The following is a 17,810-nucleotide window of genomic DNA, read 5'->3' as shown; positions in this document are numbered from 1 at the left end:
ATGTCGATAACAAGTGACCACGTCACCACGGGAGAGCGCATTGAAAAACCTGAAGACCATCTTTTCCTACCTCCTCATCATTGCCGCCGGCATCGCCATCGGCACCATTGCGCCGCGCGTGCCGCAATGGCTCAAGGGTGACTACACCGAAGGCAACTACGCCGCCTACTTCCCGAACCCGAGCACCAAGGTCGTGATGTACGGCACCTCCACTTGCCCCTACTGCGCCAAGGCGCGCGAGTACCTGAACGAACGCGGCATCGCCTATGCCGATTACGACGTGCAGAAGTCGCCGGCCGCCCGGGAAGCCTTTGGCAAGCTCGACGGCAAGGGTGTGCCGCTGATCCTCATCGGCAACCGCCGCATCGACGGCTTCAACGCCCCCGTCTACGACGACGCGCTGAAGAACGCCGGCATCGCGCCGCGCACGGTGGCGCAGTCGCAATAAGGCGCCGGCCACAGGCGCGTTTCGGACGCGCATGACTTCCCTCTTTCTGCAATGCGATGCCGCGTGACCAGACGGCGCGGCATCGTTCTCCCATCACGTCTGTACCCAGGAGACATACATGAAACGCAAAGTCGCATTGTTCCTGTTCGCCCTCAGCTTCGGCCTGTCGGCTGCCCACGCCGCCAACCCGGCGCACTGCAACAAGCTGTACCAGCTCTGCACCGACGACCCGGACCTCTGCTACGAGCAGCTGCTGGCCTGCCTGGCGCGCTGACCGGCTGCTCCGCTTTATTTTTTTCGCAATATTGATGCCGCGCAAACAGACGGCGCGGTATCATTCTGTCATCCGTCTGCCCGACTGGAGAAATGAAATGAAGCGCAAATTTGCCCTGTTTCTGTTCGCCCTCAGCCTCGGCGCATCGGCGGCGCATGCCGCCAACCCGGATCTATGCTGGAAGTTCTACCGGGTCTGCGACCAGACCCTTTACGACTGCTGGGCAGAATACGAGCTCTGCCTGGCAAGCTGACAGGCACGTTTCGACGTGACACCGGGCCGGCGCGCAGCCGGCCCCGCAACGACAGGAAAACCGATTTGACGACCAGCCGGCCCCGCTTTCCCCTCTCTCGTGCAGCCTTGGCGCGAAGCCTGGCGGCCGCGGTGCTGGCCTCCTTGTCCGTGGGCGCCCCCGCCCAGCCGCAGGCACCCCGTACCATTCCCGACACCCTCGAGCAGCGCATTGCCGCTTGCATTACCTGCCACGCGCCAAAAGACACGGCCGGCACCCGCGCCGGCGGCGTGTATTTCCCGCGCATCGCCGGCAAGCCGGCCGGCTACCTGGTCAACCAGCTGGTGAATTTCCGCGAAGGGCGGCGCCAGTATCCGCTGATGACCTGGATGGTGAACCACCTGTCCGACCCTTACCTGCACGAGATCGCCGACTACTTCGCGCACCAGCATCCGCCCGTGCCGGCTCCTCCTCCGGTCCGCGAACCGGCCGCCGTGCTGGCGCGCGGCGAGCAGCTGGTGCGCCGCGGCGACCCGGCGCTGAAGGTGCCGGCCTGCGCGGCCTGCCACGGCGCGCGCCTGGGCGGCGTGGCGCCCGGCATCCCCGGCCTGCTAAACCTGCCTCGCGATTACGTGAACGCCCAGCTCGGCGCCTGGCGCAACGGCGTGCGCCGCGCGCATGCCCCGGACTGCATGGCGACGATCGCCGCGCGCCTGAGCCCGGGCGACGTGGCCGCCATCTCGGCCTGGCTGGCCGGCCAGCCGGCGCCGCCCGACCTGCGTCCGCTCGACCGCCCCGAGCACCCGCTCCCGATTGCCTGCGGCAGCGCGCCATGAGCCGGCGCCTGCGTTTCATTTCCGGCGCCGTGCTGGCCGCATTGGCCGCGCTGGCCATACTCATCGCCCTCGCCTGGCCACGCGAACAGTTCGTGCCGGCCGCCTCGCCCGAGGCCTGGGCGCCCACCTCGGCCAACATCGCGCGCGGCGCCTATCTCGCCCGCGCCGGCGACTGCATGGCCTGCCACACCGCACGCGGCGGCGCCCCCTATGCCGGCGGGCGCGCCATGGACACGCCCTTCGGCACCCTGTACACGCCGAACATCACCCCGGACCGCGCCACCGGCATCGGCAAGTGGAGCGCCGACGATTTCTGGAACGCCCTCCACAATGGCAAGTCGCGGGGCGGCCACCTGCTGTATCCGGCCTTCCCCTACACCAGCTACACGAAAGTCTCGCGCGCCGATTCCGATGCGCTGTTCGCCTGGCTGCGCAGCCTGCCGCCGCGCCAGGCGCAGAACCGCGCGCATGCGCTGCGCTTCCCCTACGACAGCCAGCTCGCCCTGGCCGGCTGGCGCCTGCTCTACTTCAAGCCGGGCGTGTTCGAGGGGGATGCGAAACGCAATGCGCAATGGAACCGCGGCGCCTACCTGGTCGAGGGCCTCGGCCATTGCAGCGCCTGCCACAGTACGCGCAACCGCTTCGGCGCCGCGGACGATGCGTTGGGAGGCGGCCTGATTCCGACGATCGGCTGGTACGCGCCTTCGCTCACATCAGACAGCGAAGCGGGCCTGGGCAAGTGGAAGGAAGAGCACATCGTGCAATTGCTGCGTACCGGCGTGGCGCCGGGAGCCAGCGTCACCGGGCCGATGGCCGAGGTGGTGGCGCAGAGCCTGCAGCACATGAACGAAGCCGACGTGCGGGCGATGGCGGTGTACCTGAAATCCCTGCCGGGCGGGCCGGCGCCAGCACGCGAGCCGGCACTGCGCGCGCCGCAGCAGGTGCTGGACGAAGGCAGCCGCCTGTACCGCCAGCATTGCGCCGCCTGCCACGGCGAGCGCGGCGAGGGGCTCGGCCCCTACCCTGCGCTGGCGGGTAACCGCGCGCTGAGCCTGGAGGAGCCGGTGAACGCGATCCGCGTGGTGCTGAACGGCGGCTTTGCGCCGGCCACCGCGGGCAATCCGCGTCCTTACGGCATGCCGCCGTTTAGCCACGTGCTGGACGACGCGCAGGTGGCAACGCTGGTGACCTACTTGCGCGCCAGCTGGGGCAATGCGGCGGCGCCGGTGTCGAGCGCGCAGGTGAACCGGTATCGGGCCGTGCCGCTCGATTAGCCGTTCTTGATCAACGTGGACATCCAACACCAATGAAACCTGCCCTGGTAGCGACCGCCGCTTTCGCCTTGCTGTTTTGTTCCGGCTTTGCCGATGCCCGGGCGGGCGATGAGATGTGCATGCATCTTGCGCATTTTGCAGGGGCGGTTCCCCCGGGAGAAAAACACACGGTTCTTTTGCATGGGGGATGGGGTGTCCCGCCTCGTCCCTTGATGAGACACGAATGCATTCATTCCGGCAGCGCGCCTGGCAAGGAATTCTGCAGTTACCTTTTACCGCACAGCTCCTGGGAAAACGGTGTGCACAACGCGCGGCGTGCGGCCCGCTGTCTGGCGCCGGCGGCCCGTGACGACATGCTGCGTCAACTCGCGGAGGAAACGAAAGTCGCCGAGGTGACGGCTGTGCTGGCCCAGGACGCGGCAGCGTCGCCGGAAATCACATTACGGTTCGCCCCCGGAGCCTTGGGCGAGGGTACGGATCTGACGATATCCATCAACCAGCCCTCCTTGTCCGCACACTGAGCGGCGCCAGGGTGGGCTTGTCCTGCACCTCGATTCCATCACGCGACACGGCATCGACGTTCCGCTGGATATGGCCGTCAGTGCTATCACCGCGCGCAATCGGGCCAGAGGCGGCTCCTTCTTATGCCTTGCTCGTGGATCGCTGCCGCAGTATCCAGTCGATTGGCTGACGGAACCTCGCCTTCCGGCGCTCGGTCAGCTGCGCCAGGGCGAGTGTTACCAACCCGACGGCAAGCGTCACGCCGATCACATCGTATGCGTTCTTGCTCTCGTGTGGATAGATCTGCAGCCAGGCCAGCACTACCAGCATATGCGACAGATACAGCGTAAATGTGCAGGAAGCGACGCTGCGAATCTGGCCGGCATACCGGCGCAATCCGCTCAGTCCGGCAAAGCGGGCGCAAAGGAAATTCACCACCACCAGCAAACACACGAGGTAATCCGCGAGGAACCGTTCTGCACTGGCCAGCGGCAACGAAGCAAAAGGCCACGAGGATGCTGCAATGCTCCTCAATGACAGCTCCATCCCGGCCAGGTTGTAAATGATTAAGGCCAAAAGCGACAGCACGAAGCCCAGGCGAGCCGTCGACCGGGCCAAGGTCAATCGGGACTGCAAATGGTAGAGCGCCACGCCGCTGAGCCATACCGGCAACAGCAGCCATAACTTAAATCCCATCACCGCCAGTACTCCGGCAATGGCAATCGATCTGCGCCAACCTTTCAGGTAATACGCCACGCCAAACAGAACGTAGTACCAGACTTCGTAGCACAGCGACCAGAACGGCGCCAGCAAAGGCGGGACCTCGGATAGATTCCAGCTTTGACCCAGAAACAGCAAATGCAGGGGAATATAGATGTAAGGCTTTGCCAACTGGTAGGCCCCTCCTTTGCCAAGCACCTCGGCGAGCACCCAGGCAAGCAGCAGGGTCGGCAGCACAACGGAATAAATACGCCCGCATCTGGCGGCGATATATTCCCGTGCTGAGGTTTTCTTGCTGTCGGTGACATACGCAATCACGAAGCCGGACAATACGAAGAAAACGACAACCGCCTCCCTGCCCATATTCGGAACGAAAGCAGCCAGCTTTCCCTCGACGATGTCATATTGCAGATAGTGGGCAAGCACCACCATTACGGCGGCGACAAAACGGGTCAAATCAAGATAAATCGAGAATGTCTGGTCGAGGGGAGAGGTTTTGTCGGTCGCACGCATAAGTCACCATTGCTAATTCAGCAATAATAACCATCCAGCATACGCGGTGCAATAAATGTGTCATCTTGGAATTTTATTTTGTCAATTTGCCCATGCTTGAGAAGCGCGGCTTCGCATATTCAATCAATACGTTTGCGCGTGCGTTGGACGCCATTTATAACGTCGTTGCGTGGCATTTCGTTCGATATCGAACCGATGCATTTGACAAGGCAGCGTAAGGTTTGCATTCGCCGACAGGCGGCGCCGTGTGCGTTTATATGGAATCAGGCGGATTTGCCAGGACGATGGCGACCGTGGATCTTGTCCGCCTCCCATTGCTTCTACACTGACAAGCGGGGTATTCATGCAACGATATAAAGCAGCAATAGTAGGCGGCCTGATTGCAGGCGTGGTAACGACGGCGGTCATGGTGGCCGGCCGCAAGAGCGGCGTGCTGCACAAGACGCTGGACCGCGATGCGGTCGACTGGATCGATGACCTGACCGGTTCGCGCGCGATGATCGGCGACACCGGCACCAGCGTGGTCGAATTCGCGAATCACCTCGGCGCTTCGGCCGCCTTTGCGGCGGCCCTGCCCAAGCTGCGCGAACTGCTGCCCTCGCTGTCGCCGGTCGCCCTGGGCACGCTGTACGGCACCGCCCTGTACGCGGTGAACATCGGCTGCATCGCGCCTGTGCTCGGGATTACCGAAGGCGAAGTGAAGGCTGGCCCGCGCAAGGCGACCGAGCGCTGGGCCGTGCACGTGATCCAGGCCGTGGTTTCGGCCCTGCTCGCGAAACGCCTGGCCTCCGACACCCATACCGATACCGACTTCGACTTCGACCTGGGCTTGAACTAGGACTCAGACCAGCTCGGCGAACCCGACGCGGTCGGTGGTGGCGTTGCGCGCATCCTCGACGCTGACCTTGTGCCCGGCCAGCAGGCGCTCGAGCGAGGCGTTCATCGTGTGCGAGCCGGGATCGCGGCCGCTGTTCATGTGGGCGCGCAGCGCGCCGAGGTCGCCCGCCTCGATCAGGCGCGCCACCGCCGGCGTATTGCCCAGGCATTCGGTGGCCAGGTGGTAGCGGTTGGCGTCGAGCGAAGGCAGCAGCGCCTGGCACAGCACGCCGCGCAGCGCATGCGCCAGCGCCTGGGCTTGCGACTCGGCGTTGCCGAGCAGGCGCAGCATCTTTTGCAGGCCCATTTCGGTCGAGCGCGCGTGCAGCGAAGCCAGCACCAGCGGGCCGGATTCGGCCAGGGCCAGGGCTTCCTGCGCGGTCTGGGCGTCGCGGATTTCGCCGATCACGATCACGTCCGGGCGCTCGCGCAGCGCGTCCAGCGCGCCCAGGTAATAACTTTCGACGTCGCCGTCCTTGCCAACCTCGCGCTGGGTGATGATGCATTTGCGCTGGGGGATCAGGGTTTCGACCGGGTCTTCGATGGTGATGATGTGACCCGAGCGGCGCTTGTTGATTTCGTCGATCATCGAAGCAATTGTGGTCGACTTGCCCTGGCAGGTGTCGCCGATGATCAGCACCAGGCCGCTGGTGAGCTGCGCGAATTCCTGGGCGTCGAGCGGCAGGCCCAGCTCGGCCAAGGGCAGCGGTTCCTTCGGGAAGCGGCGGATCACGCAGCCCCAGCGCTTCTTGCCCTGGAAGCTGAAGCAGTTGGCGCGGATGCGCGCCGTGTGCAGGTCGATCGAGCGATCGAAGGCGCGGTCGGCGATGCGCTCGGCCCAGTTCGGCTCGATGACGTCGAAGAATTCTTCCAGTTCCTCGCGCGTGATCGGCGAATCCGTGACCGCCACCAGGCCCTTCGGCTGGCGCAGCATGAGCGGGCTGTTCTGGTGGATGATGATGTCCGAAAACACCAGGCGGGAATTCAGCAGGTGCAGGATCTGCTCGACCAGCGTGCCGAAGACCGGGTGGTCTTCGTTCTCGATATAGGTCAGCGTCGGGATTTGCGAGGACTGGTGATGTTCCATCTGGCGTGGCTCTTTGGTCAATCGAAGTGTCGTTCAGACAAGTTCGACCATTATAAAACCATGCCTCGCAGAAAATACATCTGCTGGCTAGAAATTGTTTAGCGTTCCAACGCTGCCACGATCCGGTCGCCGAACAGGGTCAGGGCCACGCCGGCCACCACTACCAGCGCGCCGGCCAGGCGGATGCCCGAGACCTTGCGCACAGCCATGTTGACCAAGCCAAAGTTGTCGATCGCCATCGACATCATCAGCTGGCCGGCGATCACCAGCACCACCAGGTTCAGCAAACCGATGCGTGGCGCCAGGAATACGGTGCCGAAGACAAAAGCCGCGCCGAGCAGGCCGCCGCTCATCTTCCACAGCGGCTGGTGCACCAGGGCGCCCAGGGCTTCACCCACGCCGCCACGGGCAAAGGCGGCAATGCCGAGCACCACGGTGCCGACCGTGAACGAGATCCAGGCCGCCACCACCGAGTTGGCATGCAGCGCACTGGCCAGTTGGCTGTTGACGGCTGCCTGCACCGAAATAAAGAGCCCGACACAAAAAGCCAGGAGAAACAGGACCGCATTCATCTTCCACTTCCTTTCCGGCCGGGCCGGAGTCAAAAGGGCGAGATTGTAGTGGATGTCGCGGTGCTGCGTGCAATTCGGGCAAGCGTGTGTGCTGCAAGATTCAGCGTGGCGCCGGTGGGGGCGCCGGTCCAGGCCTAGTGGCAGGCGCAGCGGCAGGCTGAACACCCGGCCCATCCGGTGCCGGCTTGAGAGCCTCTGCGATTGCCTTGACGAGTTCCGGCGTAATCAGTTCGGACGAGCTGAACTTGCCTTTTTCGTTGTCCCACTCGCCCGCGAAGTGCACGCCGATGACCCGGCCGCTGACCAGCTCGACCAGCGGCCCGCCGCCGGTTCCGCCCAGCGTGCTGATGTCGGTCTTGAACACCGGGGCCGTTGGCGGCGGCCTGGGATCGGGCACAAATTCGAGCGTACGGCCCGGCAGCAGCCGCTTGACGCCGGGTGCATCGCCGAGCAGTGCCTCGAGCAGCTCCGCCGGCACGCGTGCATGGTGCGGCAGAACCGGTTGTGGAACGGGCTGGCTGACTCACGCGCGTGCGCGCCGCAGCGCCGCGTCGATGCGCGCGTTGAATTCCGGCCCCTGCCCCATGTTCGCTTCCGGCGCGCCGCCGCCCTTTGCGGACAGGCGCAGCAGCAGCGGGCGGTGCTCGCCGAATCGGTTCAGGTAGTCGGCCTGGCTTTTCTCCCTGGCGACGAGGAACACGTCCTGCTGCCCATAGAGGCGCGACAGGTTGGGCGACAGGAAAACATGACCAACGCCCGAACCCGGGCATTTCAGGTAGCTCAGGGCCGCACCCGCCTCGTCCTGCGCCGACGCCGGCGTGTAGCCGCTGCCGGCCCATGCCGCGAAGCTGGCGTTCGTGCCTTCGGCATCGAAGCCGCCGCCCAGCAGCCAGTCCTGGCTGGCGCCGTGGCGTTCGATCATGTCCTGTACCGCGCGGGCAAGGATGCGCGCGGCCATGCCGCGCCGTGCGCCATCGGAGGCGGCCGCACCGAGGTCGAACGGCACCAGGTTGAAGGCGAGGCGGCCACGCCCGCGCACCTGGAACAGCGCCGGCTGGCGCATGAAGATGCTACCCGGGGCCGGGGCCGGCTGCGTCGCGCCGGCGAAGTCTTCGCCGCGCAGCCGGAACAGCGCGCCGACATCCTCCGGCCAGGCAAGCTGCCGCCCCTCCACGGTTTCCGGATTCCACAACACGGCGCCGGTCTGCTCCGCGTCAGGCGCCCCGGCCGGCAGCGACAGGCATTTCAGCTCCAGACCGAACTTGTCCTTGATCGCCTGCACCAGCGCCGCGGTGGCGGCCGGCGGGCTGCCGCCCAGCGCCCAGACGTCGAGGCCGAGGTCGACGATTTTGGCGGCGGCGTCGCCTGCCAGGTCCGCGTAGCGGCCGGCAAACCAGGCGAGGTTCCAGAAGCCGACGTCGATGTCCTGGCCGGTCGCCCGGTACAGTTCGGCCACGCGCGCGGCCCCGGGCCGGGCTGAATCGACTTCGCGTCCGGCGGCGCCGAAAAAGCCGGTCAGGGTATCCGAGCCGTAGATTTCACCGAGCACCATGTCGATCATGGCGCTGGCCTCCCCGGCGCGGCGCGACTCGAGATCGAGCGCGATGGCGGCCAGCTTGATGCCTTCGTTAACGTATTCCGGCACCACGCCGTCGGGCGTGCGCAGGCCCTCCTGGTTGCGGCGCGAAGCATGGTGCAGGGCGATCAGGCGGCCGCTGCGGTCGAGCACCGGCGCGCCCGACGAGCCGGGCTCGGTATCGGTCGTGTAGTGGATCAGGGGGCCGTCGGGATGCGCCGCCACCACGTCGGTGTCGTCGAGCGACACGCGCTTGGGCTTGCCGTTCGGGTGATGGATGATGAAGGCTTTCTCGCCCGGTTCGATGGCAAAGGCCGCACGCTCCATGCTCAGCGGCGTGGCGCCCGTCGCGGCGGCCTCGTCGATCCAGACGAAGGTATAGTCGAGCCCGCCGTCGATCGGGCTGGTGACGAACAGCTGCTCCGGACGCAGCCGGTAGCTGCGCCCGGGCGCCGGCGGCGTGTTGCTCCCGCTTGCGAGCTGCTGGGCGCTCACCTCGAAGTCGAACGCCACCTCGGCCGCGGCCGCGACGTCCGGCGAGTTCAGGACATGGTGGTTGGTCATCAGGATATTCGGCGCGACCAGCGAGCAGGTGCCGCTCCAGGCCTCGCTGTAGCTGCCGTTGTAGGCCGTGCCTCGGGTGCGGACGATCCCGACCGCCCGCCGGCGGCTCGCCAGCAGTTCGAGAAAGGCGGCGTCGAGCGACTCGTCGCGGCCGATGGCGATTTCCGGACGCACCGCCTTTTCCACGTCCGGCAGCAGGCGTTCCTTGCGCCAGCCGCGCAGCATCTCGCCCAGCTTGCCGACGCCGGCCGCGCCGCCGGCGGCGGGTGCTTGCGGGTCCCCGATGAACTTGACCGCTTCGGACAGTTCGACGTGGCCGCCGATGGCCGCCGGAGACGTCGCCGCGCCCTCTACCCCGCGTGGGCGGCTGCCGGCATCGCCCGGCTGGCTGGCCGCGGCGCCGTTCCCGGCATTGCGTTCCGGGGCAGCGCGCGGGTTGGCAGGTGCGGGCGAGTCGGCGCGCAGGCCGGGAACGGCGCTGCGGCCGTCGGCCGCGAGCCAGCCCATGACGGCATCGGCAAGGGCGGCGGCAAGCTTGTCTTTGTAGGCGTCCGGACTCAGGCGCGCACCTTCGGCGGCCCCGCTCGCGACGTCGATGCTTTCCCTGGCCATGGCGGCGCGCACCCGGCGCGCCAGATCGAGGGTGGCATCGTTGTCGAACGGGCCTGGATCGGTGGCATTGGCCATGCCGGACACGGTCATCGCGCCGCTGCCGCTATTGCCGATGCTGTTGCCGCCGCTGTTGCCGCTATTGCCGCCATGCCCGGGATCGCCCGCTACGGTCGCCATGCTTTCCTCCGCGTGTTTGTCGTTTGGCCGGTATTGGCCTGGATTGGCCGGTACGCCGCAGCGAGAACGCGTGGGCGTGCCGGTTTTTGTTAGACCCCGGCGCGCCGCAGAGTTCCATCGGCGCAGGCGCCGGTCATGCGCGTCCGGCTGCATCCTGGCCGCGCGCACCTGCAGTTCGTCGCAAAGGGGGCGCCAGGCCGGCTGTCCTTCGCTACAGTCACAGCATCGACAGCCATGAGGAGCACACCATGATCAAGCCCGCCGCATCTTCCTTCGCCCGCCGCGCCCTGCTCGGCGCCTGCATCGCCGCCTGCCTTGCCGGCCCCGGCCTGGCAACGGCCGGGTCCTGGTCCTGGGGCGGCGAACAGGTCCAGGGCAGCGGGCGCATCGTCAAACAGGACCGCCAGGTGAGCGGCTTCAGCGGCCTGTCGCTGGGCACGCCGGGCCGGGTCGAGCTGCGCATCGGGAACAGCGAGAGCGTGACGGTCGAAGCCGACGACAACGTGCTGCCGCTGATCGAGACCGTGGTCGAGGACGGCGTGCTGAAGATCCGTCCGGCGCGCCGCAACCTCGCCCTGAAGGCCACCACGATCCGCGTGGTGGTGCAGGCGCGTTCCATCGAGCGCCTGTCGCTGGGCGGCTCGGGCAGCATCCACGCCGACCCGCTGCGCACGCGCGGGCTCGACATCGACGTCGGCGGCTCGGGTTCGATCCGGCTGAAAGGCGTCGACGCCGGGACGCTGTCGGTATCGCTGGCCGGCAGCGGCGACGTCGAGGCTGCGGGCGGGAACGTGGACAAGCTGTCGGTGTCGATCAAGGGTTCGGGCGACGTCGACCTGGGGCGCGTGCAGGCCGGAGGCGCCAGCGTGTCGGTGGCGGGATCGGGCGACGCGGTGGTGGCGGCACGCAACCGGCTGGGCGTGTCGATCGCGGGGTCGGGGGATGTGAAGTATTACGGCGATCCGCAGGTGAGCAAGTCGGTGGCGGGGTCGGGGGAAGTCAGGCGGGTGGGTGCGTCGGCACGGTGATCGGAGTCGAAACCGCAACCGTACGGTGGGCACTCCGTGCCCACGCGGTTACGTGCCGGTCCGGGAGTTCATGGCCGGGAATACTCGCTCCGCAGCGCTGAGCGTGGATGCGGAGCCAACGTGATGCTGTGGGATGCGCCGCCGATCCTCGTCGCTTACGGCCAGACAGAAGCCAACATGACGCGCCATTCCGCGTGGGCACGGGGTGCCCACCGTACGGTTGAAGCTGCCGCAGGGGCGAAAACCGCCGTTACATTAACAGCGTCAAATCAATGCCCGTGATGCCCCTGCATCGCCGGCGCCACATACGTCAGCGGCTTGACCTGCGCCTGCACCGTCACGCTGGTCTGCTTCTTCGCCGCGTCCTGCACGGTCAGGGTCACCGGCACGGTCTCGCCTTCCTTCAGCTGGCGCTTCAGCCCGAAGAACATCAAATGGTAGCCGCCCGAGGCCAGGTGCACCGGCTTGCCGGCCGGCAGGTCGATCCCCTCCACCGCGCGCATGCGCATGGTGTTGTTTTCCATCGCCATCTCATGGATCTCGGCGCGGTCGGCGACCGGCGTGCTCACACCCACCAGGCGCGCGGTGGTGGCCGACTGCAGGTGCATGAAGGCGCCCGCGCTTTTCGCGGCCGGCACGGTGGCGCGCACCCAGGGCTCGGTGACAGTCACTTGCGCCAGCGCGCTCGTTGCGAACAGGCCGGCGGCCAGGGAGGCAATCAGGTGTCGGTTCATGGGCAGCTAACGAAAGGGATAATCGGGCGATTATAAATCAGGCGCCGGCCTTGAGCGTCTCGCGCTCGACCAGCACGGTGTCGACGCTGTCGGTCAGCCAGACCTGGCCGTCCTGGATCGTGCACTGCAATTGCATCGCGCGCTTGGCCAGCTTTTCCAGGCCGGCGCTGGCCTCGGCCGGGATGTTGATAACGGTGAGGTTGCGCGCGCGATCCACCTTGTTGGCGATGCCCTTCCACCAGATGCTGCTGGTGGCGCTGTAGCTGTACACGAACACGTGCTCGGCGCGGCCGCAGGCGCGCAGCAGGCGCTTGTCGTCGGGCTGGCCGATCTCGATCCAGGTGTCGATGGCGCCGGTCAGGTCCTTCTGCCACAGGTCCGGCTCGTCGGTGTCGAACAGGCCCTTGGTGAAGGTGAGCGATTCGCTCGCGTGCAGGGCAAAGGCCAGCACGCGGATCATCACGCGCTCGTCGGTTTCCGACGGGTGGCGGGCGATGGTCAGCCCGTGCTCCGCATAGTAGTTGCGGTCCATGTCCGCGATTTGCAGGTCTGCCTTGTAAATCGTTGCTTTCAGCGCCATTGATACTCTACTTAAATTATTTAAAGACGACGGTCCTGTCGCCATTCTGCAGAACCCGATGTTCCACGAACCATTTCACCGCCCGCGCCAGCACCACGCACTCGACGTCGCGACCGATTGCCGTCAGCTCCTCGACCGTCATCGCGTGATCGACACGCTCGACGTCCTGCTCGATGATCGGGCCTTCGTCCAGGTCGCCGGTGACAAAGTGGGCGGTGGCGCCGATTAGCTTCACGCCGCGGCGGTGCGCCTGCGCATACGGACGCGCGCCCTTGAAGCTCGGCAGGAAGGAATGGTGGATATTGATCGCCCTGCCCTTCAGGGCCTCGCACAGCCCCGGCGACAGGATCTGCATGTAGCGCGCCAATACCACCAGGTCGATCTTGTGCATGTCGAGCAGCTCGATCACACGTGCTTCCTGGGCCAGCTTGGCGTCTTCCGATGCGCCGGTTGCCAGCGGCAAGTGGTGAAACGGGATATTGTAACTTGCCGCGAGCTGGTAGAAGTCCATGTGGTTCGAGACGATGGCCGAAATTTCCACCGGCAGCAGGCCGCTCTTGTAGCGGAACAGCAGATCGTTCAGGCAGTGGCCGATCTTCGAGACCATGATCAGCACGCGCGGCTTGGCGTGCGCATCGTACAGCTGGCCGCGCATGCCGGTTTCCTCGCACAGGGCGGCAAAGGCGCCGCGCAGATCGGCGTCGCCCACGGACGGGTCTTCGGCCGCGAAGTGCATGCGCATGAAGAACAGGTGCGACTCCGGATCGCCGAACTGGGCCGAGTCGATGATGTTGCAGCCGTGCTCGGCAAGGAAACCTGCCACGCGCAGCACGATGCCGCGCTGGTCGTTGCAGGACAGGGTCAGGATGTATTCCGGATGCGTCATGGTGGGCGGCTCGCAGTAGTTGGCAGATAAAGACAAAGGTCGTTCGATTGTCGCATGTGCTTGCAAAAATGGCCACGCGAGAAAACGCACGACCGTTTGTTTTTTCGGTATAGTGTTTCGAGCACGTCGGACAACCCAACCTGAACGGAGACAACAAGATGACCCACACCGCGAACGACCAATTCCTCCTCGCCGCCCGCCCGGTCGGCGTGCCGAAGGACAGCGACTGGATGCGCGCCACCCCGCCCCTGCCCGAACTGCAGGATGGCGAAGTACGCATCAAGGTCCTGTACATTTCGCTCGACCCGGCCATGCGCGGCTGGATGAACGAAGGCAAATCCTATGTGCGCCCGGTCAACATCGGCGAAGTCATGCGCGCCGGCGGCATCGGCATCGTCGAGGAATCGAAGTCGGGCAAATTCAGCGCCGGCGACACGGTAATGGGCGTGATGGGCGTGCAGCGCTACTGGAGCGGCCCGGCCGACGACAAGGGCGCGATGCTGGCAAAGGTCGACCCGTCGATGGCGCCGCTGCCGACCTGGCTGAACGCGCTCGGCATGCCGGGCATGACGGCCTACTTCGGCCTGCTCGACGTCGGCCAGCCTAAGCCGGGCGAGACCGTGGTGGTGTCGGGCGCGGCCGGCGCGGTCGGCATGACGGTGGGTCAGGTAGCGCGCCAGATGGGCTGCCGCGTGGTCGGCATTGCCGGCGGCGAGGACAAGTGCCGCTTCGTGGTCGAGGAACTGGGCTTCGACGCCTGCATCGACTACAAGGCCGGCCCCGTGCACGCCGGGCTGAAGGAACACTGCCCGCAGGGCGTGGACGTCTACTTCGACAACGTCGGCGGCGACATCCTGGACGCGGTGCTCACCCGCATCAACATGAAGGCGCGCATCGTGATCTGCGGCGCCATCTCGCAGTACAACGCCACCAGCGCCGTGAAAGGCCCGGCCAACTACCTGTCGCTGCTGGTCAACCGTGCGCGCATGGAAGGCATGCTGGTCACCGACTACGCCGCGCGCTACCCGGAAGGCGTGGCGACGATCGCGCGCTGGATGGGCGAAGGCAGCTTCAAGACGCGCGAGCACGTGGTCGAAGGCTTCGAGAACTTCCCATCGGCCCTGCTGATGCTGTTCGAGGGCAAGAACCTCGGCAAGCTGGTGCTGAAAGTCGCGGACGCCTAAGCTGTAGCCTTACCGCTGTATCCGCACGCGCCTTGACCCATTTCAGGGCGCGTGCAATCTCCTTGAACTTGTGCGGCCTGGGAGCGTCTACTTCGACGCTCTTTCCAACCCACCGCTCACTTCGAGGACAGCATGCCAACCTTCCCCACCGATCATCCTGCCCTGCAGGCCCAGCTCGACACCCAGATCGACCTGTTCACGCAAATGTCGCGCCACGCCGTCGATGCCGCCGGCCAGATCGGCGAACTCAACCTGCGCATGATGCGCCAGATGTTCGACGATTCGATCCGCTTCGGCCGCGCCCTGGCCGCCTGCAAGGACCCGTTCCAGATGGGCGCCGTCGCCATGCGCGAGACGCAGCCGACGGTCGAGCACCTGCGCGCCTGGCAGGGCGAACTCATGAAAGTGCTGGGCGCCGGCACCGCGACCCTGGCGCGCGACGCCAACAACAGCAGCTGGCAGGCCGCGCGCGGCGCCGAGAGCTTCATGCAGGCCGGTAGTGGCGGCGCCGCACCCGACGGCAAGGCGGCGCACGCGCCGGTCCGCTGACGCCCCTTCCACTGCTACCGAACGGAGGCTCCCATGGCACCATCCGGCAAACGCCAGGACCGGCCGGCAGACGCGCTCGCGCTGCTGCGCCACGAACACGACAGGATCCGCCAGCTGTTCGCGCAATTCGCGGGCCTGCGCGGCATCGAGGACGAAGACGAACGCAAGGCCGAACTGGTCGACGAGATTTGCTACGAACTGGCCCTGCACGCTATCGTCGAGGAAGAACTGTTCTACCCGCTCCTGCGCGCCGCCGCCGAGGACGACGAGATGATGGACGAGGCCGAGGTCGAGCACGCCGGCGTGCGCGAGCTGATCAGCCAGCTGGAAGTCATGTACCCCGGCGACGACCACTTCGAGGCCACGGTCGCGGTGCTGGCCGAGGAAGTCGAGCACCACGTGGCGATCGAAGAGAGCGACATGTTCGACACCGCGCGCAGCTCGGGCATCGACCTGGCCGCGCTGGGGCGCAAGATGCAGGCGCGCCGGCGCGAGCTCGACGAAGACCTGAACGAGGCGCCGGATGTCATCGACGCGATGGAACCGCACGCCGGCATGCGCCTGCCGCCGCGCGCGCCGGACTGAAGGAACTAACGGGACCGTGGTGTCTCTAACCGCACGAGCGCGGCAATGCGGCGCTTGCGATTGACTCCCATTCACGTGCAGGGCAACCAGGAGAGCGACATGGCGACGAGTAAGGAGAGCGGCAAGAGCGCGGGCAGCTCCGGCGGCAGCGCCCAGAAGAGCGGCAGCGGCAGCAGCAGTGGTAGCGGGCCGGCCAAGCGCGGCTTCGCGGCAATGGACCAGAACCAGCAGCGCGAAATTGCCAGCAAGGGTGGCCAGGCCGCCCACCAGAAGGGCACGGCGCACGAGTTCGATTCCGAAGAAGCGCGCCGCGCGGGGCAGAAAGGCGGTGAGGCAGTCAGCCGCAACCGTGCACACATGGCCGACATCGGCCGCAAGGGCGGCGAAAGCCGGCAGTCCGCCAACCGCGCCGCCAGCGCGGCCAAGGCAGCCGGCAACCGTCAGGGGAGCAAGGAGGAATAAGGCGGGCGGACCTTGTCTGCCCGCTTGACGTACCCGCGCGGTCTCGCTGCTTCGGCGGGCCGCGCGGCCGGGTTCTTCATGCGGCCGGGTTCTTCGTACGGCCGGGTTCTTCATGCGGCCGGGTTTGTCTGCAAGCGTTACGACGGTATTACGCGGCCATCTTCTCGCATGCCTCCGCACAGCGTTTGCACGCTGCCGCGCATTGCTGGCAATGGTCCATCTGGTGTTTTCCGCATTCGTCGCCGCAGTTCCGGCACACTTCGGCGCACAGGCGGCAGAACGCAGCCGCATGCTCGCTGCCGCGCGCCATCAGGCTCGCCGCCAGCCGGCAGACCTGGGCGCAGTCCATGTCGGTGGCAATGCACCTGGCCATCATCTTGACGTCCTCTTCCTTCAGGCACGAGGCCGCGCAATGGTCGCAGGCATTCGCGCAGGCATTGCAGGCGTCGATACAGCTTTGAAAATCCAGTGTTTCCATCTTGTTCTCCTGATGCTGGTAATCGAACGAACAAGGATAAAAGCCGCCGGTGCGCGGCGGCGCACGCATGCTCCAGGCCAACCGGCCACGGCCGGCACGCCGCGCCGGCCTGTGCTACATTCGCGTCCCTATGCAAGCACTCAAGTACCTCACCGCCTACCCCGACCATCTGCGCCAGCAGGCAGCCGGCCTGCTCGGCGAAAACCGCCTCGGCGCCCTGCTCCGCTCGCGCTACCCGCGCGCCCACGGCCTGCGCACCGACCGCGCGCTCTACGACTACGTGCAGGAATTGAAGATTGAGTACCTGCGCAACGCCCAGCCGGTGTCGAGGGTGGCCTACGACAGCAAGATCCACGTGGTCCAGCATGCGCTCGGCCTGCACACGCAGATTTCGCGCGTCCAGGGCAGCAAGCTGAAGGCCAAGCACGAGATCCGCATCGCCAGCGTCTTCCGTGACGCGCCACTGGAATTCCTGCGCATGATCGCCGTGCACGAACTGGCCCACCTGAAGGAGAAGGACCACGACAAGGCCTTCTATAAACTGTGCTGCTGGATGGAGCCGCAGTACCACCAGTTCGAGCTCGACCTGCGCCTCTACCTGACGCACATGGAGCACACCGGCGAACGGCTCTGGGCTGAAGCGTGAAACAGCCAGGGTCAGGTCTGACATTCGGACACGAGCTCTGCCTTCGGAAGCTTGTCCACCGATTCTCCACGTAACGCCTGCCCCAGTCGCTTCTTAATAGGAATGAAAAAACAGGACTACAGCCGAGGTCGTGTCCGAATGTCAGACCTGAGGTGATCCGGATATCCTGGACAGTTATTTAGGCACACGGTATGCAGCGTCGACGGCGGCAGGCGTTTGGTAGCCCAAGGTCTGATGTAACCGCCGCGTATTGTAGTACTTCTCGATGTAATCACCGACCACGGCCTTGCCTTCGTCCCTTGATGCAAAGAGGCGGTCGTACATCACTTCGTTTTTGAGGTTTGAGAAGAAACTTTCTGCGACAGCGTTATCCCAACAATTGCCCTTGCGGCTCATGCTTGGCCGCACGCTGTTTG

The 17,810-nt window shown here is 65.8% G+C and carries 23 protein-coding genes; 13 read left to right on the top strand and 10 right to left on the bottom strand.

The features are described from left to right. Positions 1-40 precede the first annotated feature (40 nt). The 6 genes from LK540_RS00115 to LK540_RS00090 all read left to right on the top strand — a co-directional run bounded on the left by LK540_RS00115 (position 41) and on the right by LK540_RS00090 (position 3,585). Positions 41-448 (top strand): glutaredoxin family protein, encoded by a 408-nt coding sequence (locus LK540_RS00115; RefSeq protein ID WP_229434843.1) that lies wholly within the window; start codon positions 41-43, stop codon positions 446-448. A 118-nt stretch (positions 449-566) separates the two neighbouring features. Continuing rightward, positions 567-722: a hypothetical protein gene (locus LK540_RS00110; RefSeq protein WP_229434841.1), complete on the top strand. Its 156-nt coding sequence runs from the start codon at positions 567-569 to the stop codon at positions 720-722. Between the two features lie 97 nt (positions 723-819). Then, a complete protein-coding gene (locus LK540_RS00105; RefSeq protein ID WP_229434839.1) occupies positions 820-975 on the top strand; it encodes a hypothetical protein in 156 nt (51 codons plus the stop codon). A gap of 107 nt (positions 976-1,082) precedes the next feature. After that, on the top strand, positions 1,083-1,790 hold the full coding sequence (locus LK540_RS00100; protein ID WP_229434837.1) for a c-type cytochrome: 708 nt from the start codon (positions 1,083-1,085) through the stop codon (positions 1,788-1,790). After that, positions 1,787-3,064, top strand: coding sequence for a cytochrome c (locus LK540_RS00095; protein ID WP_229434835.1), 1,278 nt, complete (start codon positions 1,787-1,789; stop codon positions 3,062-3,064). Before LK540_RS00100 ends, LK540_RS00095 begins: the two co-directional genes overlap by 4 nt. A gap of 32 nt (positions 3,065-3,096) precedes the next feature. Then, entirely contained in the window at positions 3,097-3,585 is a 489-nt protein-coding gene (locus LK540_RS00090; RefSeq protein WP_229434833.1) for a hypothetical protein, read from the top strand. Positions 3,586-3,706: 121 nt separating this feature from the next. Here the strand turns inward: LK540_RS00090 and LK540_RS00085 are convergent, their stop codons facing one another. After that, positions 3,707-4,798 carry an acyltransferase gene (locus LK540_RS00085; RefSeq protein ID WP_229434831.1) on the bottom strand — a complete coding sequence of 364 codons (1,092 nt, stop codon included), beginning with the start codon at positions 4,796-4,798 and terminating at the stop codon, positions 3,707-3,709. Between the two features lie 343 nt (positions 4,799-5,141). Between LK540_RS00085 and LK540_RS00080 the strand changes: the two genes are divergently transcribed. Then, complete coding sequence (locus tag LK540_RS00080) at positions 5,142-5,636, top strand: hypothetical protein (RefSeq protein ID WP_229434829.1); 495 nt, start codon at positions 5,142-5,144, stop codon at positions 5,634-5,636. Positions 5,637-5,639: 3 nt separating this feature from the next. Here LK540_RS00080 and LK540_RS00075 read toward each other — a convergent pair whose 3' ends face one another. The 4 genes from LK540_RS00075 to LK540_RS00060 all read right to left on the bottom strand — a co-directional run bounded on the left by LK540_RS00075 (position 5,640) and on the right by LK540_RS00060 (position 10,262). Then, entirely contained in the window at positions 5,640-6,761 is a 1,122-nt protein-coding gene (locus LK540_RS00075; protein WP_229435897.1) for a type IV pilus twitching motility protein PilT, read from the bottom strand. 98 nt (positions 6,762-6,859) lie between these two features. After that, the gene (locus tag LK540_RS00070) at positions 6,860-7,333 is read right to left on the bottom strand and encodes a DMT family transporter (RefSeq protein WP_229434827.1); all 474 of its coding nucleotides are present in this window, start codon (positions 7,331-7,333) and stop codon (positions 6,860-6,862) included. A 100-nt stretch (positions 7,334-7,433) separates the two neighbouring features. Beyond that, positions 7,434-7,811: a hypothetical protein gene (locus LK540_RS00065; protein ID WP_229434825.1), complete on the bottom strand. Its 378-nt coding sequence runs from the start codon at positions 7,809-7,811 to the stop codon at positions 7,434-7,436. A gap of 45 nt (positions 7,812-7,856) precedes the next feature. Continuing rightward, a complete protein-coding gene (locus LK540_RS00060; protein WP_229434823.1) occupies positions 7,857-10,262 on the bottom strand; it encodes a trypsin-like peptidase domain-containing protein in 2,406 nt (801 codons plus the stop codon). Between the two features lie 248 nt (positions 10,263-10,510). Between LK540_RS00060 and LK540_RS00055 the strand changes: the two genes are divergently transcribed. After that, entirely contained in the window at positions 10,511-11,290 is a 780-nt protein-coding gene (locus tag LK540_RS00055) for a head GIN domain-containing protein (RefSeq protein WP_229434821.1), read from the top strand. A gap of 269 nt (positions 11,291-11,559) precedes the next feature. Here LK540_RS00055 and LK540_RS00050 read toward each other — a convergent pair whose 3' ends face one another. Genes LK540_RS00050 through purU form a run of 3 tightly spaced genes read right to left on the bottom strand, consistent with a single transcriptional unit; the run spans position 11,560 to position 13,490 of the window. Further along, complete coding sequence (locus LK540_RS00050) at positions 11,560-12,024, bottom strand: copper chaperone PCu(A)C (protein ID WP_229434819.1); 465 nt, start codon at positions 12,022-12,024, stop codon at positions 11,560-11,562. A gap of 37 nt (positions 12,025-12,061) precedes the next feature. Beyond that, positions 12,062-12,604 (bottom strand): YaeQ family protein, encoded by a 543-nt coding sequence (locus LK540_RS00045; RefSeq protein ID WP_229434817.1) that lies wholly within the window; start codon positions 12,602-12,604, stop codon positions 12,062-12,064. A 16-nt stretch (positions 12,605-12,620) separates the two neighbouring features. Beyond that, a complete protein-coding gene (gene purU, locus LK540_RS00040; protein ID WP_229434815.1) occupies positions 12,621-13,490 on the bottom strand; it encodes a formyltetrahydrofolate deformylase in 870 nt (289 codons plus the stop codon). 158 nt (positions 13,491-13,648) lie between these two features. Here purU and LK540_RS00035 point away from each other — a divergent pair, with 158 nt between their 5' ends. The 4 genes from LK540_RS00035 to LK540_RS00020 all read left to right on the top strand — a co-directional run bounded on the left by LK540_RS00035 (position 13,649) and on the right by LK540_RS00020 (position 16,270). Further along, positions 13,649-14,674: an NADP-dependent oxidoreductase gene (locus LK540_RS00035; protein ID WP_229434813.1), complete on the top strand. Its 1,026-nt coding sequence runs from the start codon at positions 13,649-13,651 to the stop codon at positions 14,672-14,674. 132 nt (positions 14,675-14,806) lie between these two features. Then, positions 14,807-15,223, top strand: a complete 417-nt coding sequence (locus LK540_RS00030) for a phasin family protein (RefSeq protein WP_229434811.1) — start codon at positions 14,807-14,809, stop codon at positions 15,221-15,223. Between the two features lie 33 nt (positions 15,224-15,256). Continuing rightward, positions 15,257-15,808, top strand: coding sequence for a hemerythrin domain-containing protein (locus tag LK540_RS00025; protein WP_229434809.1), 552 nt, complete (start codon positions 15,257-15,259; stop codon positions 15,806-15,808). Between the two features lie 99 nt (positions 15,809-15,907). Next, positions 15,908-16,270, top strand: coding sequence for a KGG domain-containing protein (locus tag LK540_RS00020; RefSeq protein WP_229434808.1), 363 nt, complete (start codon positions 15,908-15,910; stop codon positions 16,268-16,270). A gap of 148 nt (positions 16,271-16,418) precedes the next feature. Here the strand turns inward: LK540_RS00020 and LK540_RS00015 are convergent, their stop codons facing one another. Further along, entirely contained in the window at positions 16,419-16,748 is a 330-nt protein-coding gene (locus tag LK540_RS00015) for a four-helix bundle copper-binding protein (protein WP_229434806.1), read from the bottom strand. 130 nt (positions 16,749-16,878) lie between these two features. On the opposite strand from LK540_RS00015, the gene LK540_RS00010 reads away from it, so the two are divergent. After that, positions 16,879-17,394: a M48 family metallopeptidase gene (locus tag LK540_RS00010; protein WP_229434804.1), complete on the top strand. Its 516-nt coding sequence runs from the start codon at positions 16,879-16,881 to the stop codon at positions 17,392-17,394. Positions 17,395-17,568: 174 nt separating this feature from the next. Here the strand turns inward: LK540_RS00010 and LK540_RS00005 are convergent. Next, positions 17,569-17,810: integrase core domain-containing protein (locus LK540_RS00005; RefSeq protein WP_374041300.1), on the bottom strand; the 242-nt coding region annotated here is incomplete at its 5' end.

The sequence above is a fragment of the Massilia sp. IC2-278 genome (genome assembly GCF_020708045.1).
In the GTDB taxonomy this organism is placed as follows: domain Bacteria; phylum Pseudomonadota; class Gammaproteobacteria; order Burkholderiales; family Burkholderiaceae_D; genus Telluria.
Note: the sequence above shows the minus strand (reverse complement) of the source record. Positions and strands in the feature narration are given on the sequence as shown.

Bases quoted from the DNA above. Each gene is read 5' to 3' on its own strand.
- LK540_RS00025 (WP_229434809.1), top strand. From the start codon at position 15,257: ATGGCACCATCCGGCAAACGCCAGGACCGGCCGGCAGACGCGCTCGCG.
- LK540_RS00060 (WP_229434823.1), bottom strand. From the start codon at position 10,262: ATGGCGACCGTAGCGGGCGATCCCGGGCATGGCGGCAATAGCGGCAAC.
- LK540_RS00110 (WP_229434841.1), top strand. From the start codon at position 567: ATGAAACGCAAAGTCGCATTGTTCCTGTTCGCCCTCAGCTTCGGCCTG.
- LK540_RS00070 (WP_229434827.1), bottom strand. From the start codon at position 7,333: ATGAATGCGGTCCTGTTTCTCCTGGCTTTTTGTGTCGGGCTCTTTATT.
- LK540_RS00090 (WP_229434833.1), top strand. From the start codon at position 3,097: ATGAAACCTGCCCTGGTAGCGACCGCCGCTTTCGCCTTGCTGTTTTGT.
- LK540_RS00010 (WP_229434804.1), top strand. From the start codon at position 16,879: ATGCAAGCACTCAAGTACCTCACCGCCTACCCCGACCATCTGCGCCAG.
- LK540_RS00105 (WP_229434839.1), top strand. From the start codon at position 820: ATGAAGCGCAAATTTGCCCTGTTTCTGTTCGCCCTCAGCCTCGGCGCA.
- LK540_RS00075 (WP_229435897.1), bottom strand. From the start codon at position 6,761: ATGGAACATCACCAGTCCTCGCAAATCCCGACGCTGACCTATATCGAG.
- LK540_RS00035 (WP_229434813.1), top strand. From the start codon at position 13,649: ATGACCCACACCGCGAACGACCAATTCCTCCTCGCCGCCCGCCCGGTC.
- LK540_RS00030 (WP_229434811.1), top strand. From the start codon at position 14,807: ATGCCAACCTTCCCCACCGATCATCCTGCCCTGCAGGCCCAGCTCGAC.
- purU (WP_229434815.1), bottom strand. From the start codon at position 13,490: ATGACGCATCCGGAATACATCCTGACCCTGTCCTGCAACGACCAGCGC.
- LK540_RS00095 (WP_229434835.1), top strand. From the start codon at position 1,787: ATGAGCCGGCGCCTGCGTTTCATTTCCGGCGCCGTGCTGGCCGCATTG.
- LK540_RS00015 (WP_229434806.1), bottom strand. From the start codon at position 16,748: ATGGAAACACTGGATTTTCAAAGCTGTATCGACGCCTGCAATGCCTGC.
- LK540_RS00080 (WP_229434829.1), top strand. From the start codon at position 5,142: ATGCAACGATATAAAGCAGCAATAGTAGGCGGCCTGATTGCAGGCGTG.
- LK540_RS00020 (WP_229434808.1), top strand. From the start codon at position 15,908: ATGGCGACGAGTAAGGAGAGCGGCAAGAGCGCGGGCAGCTCCGGCGGC.
- LK540_RS00045 (WP_229434817.1), bottom strand. From the start codon at position 12,604: ATGGCGCTGAAAGCAACGATTTACAAGGCAGACCTGCAAATCGCGGAC.
- LK540_RS00085 (WP_229434831.1), bottom strand. From the start codon at position 4,798: ATGCGTGCGACCGACAAAACCTCTCCCCTCGACCAGACATTCTCGATT.
- LK540_RS00055 (WP_229434821.1), top strand. From the start codon at position 10,511: ATGATCAAGCCCGCCGCATCTTCCTTCGCCCGCCGCGCCCTGCTCGGC.
- LK540_RS00050 (WP_229434819.1), bottom strand. From the start codon at position 12,024: ATGAACCGACACCTGATTGCCTCCCTGGCCGCCGGCCTGTTCGCAACG.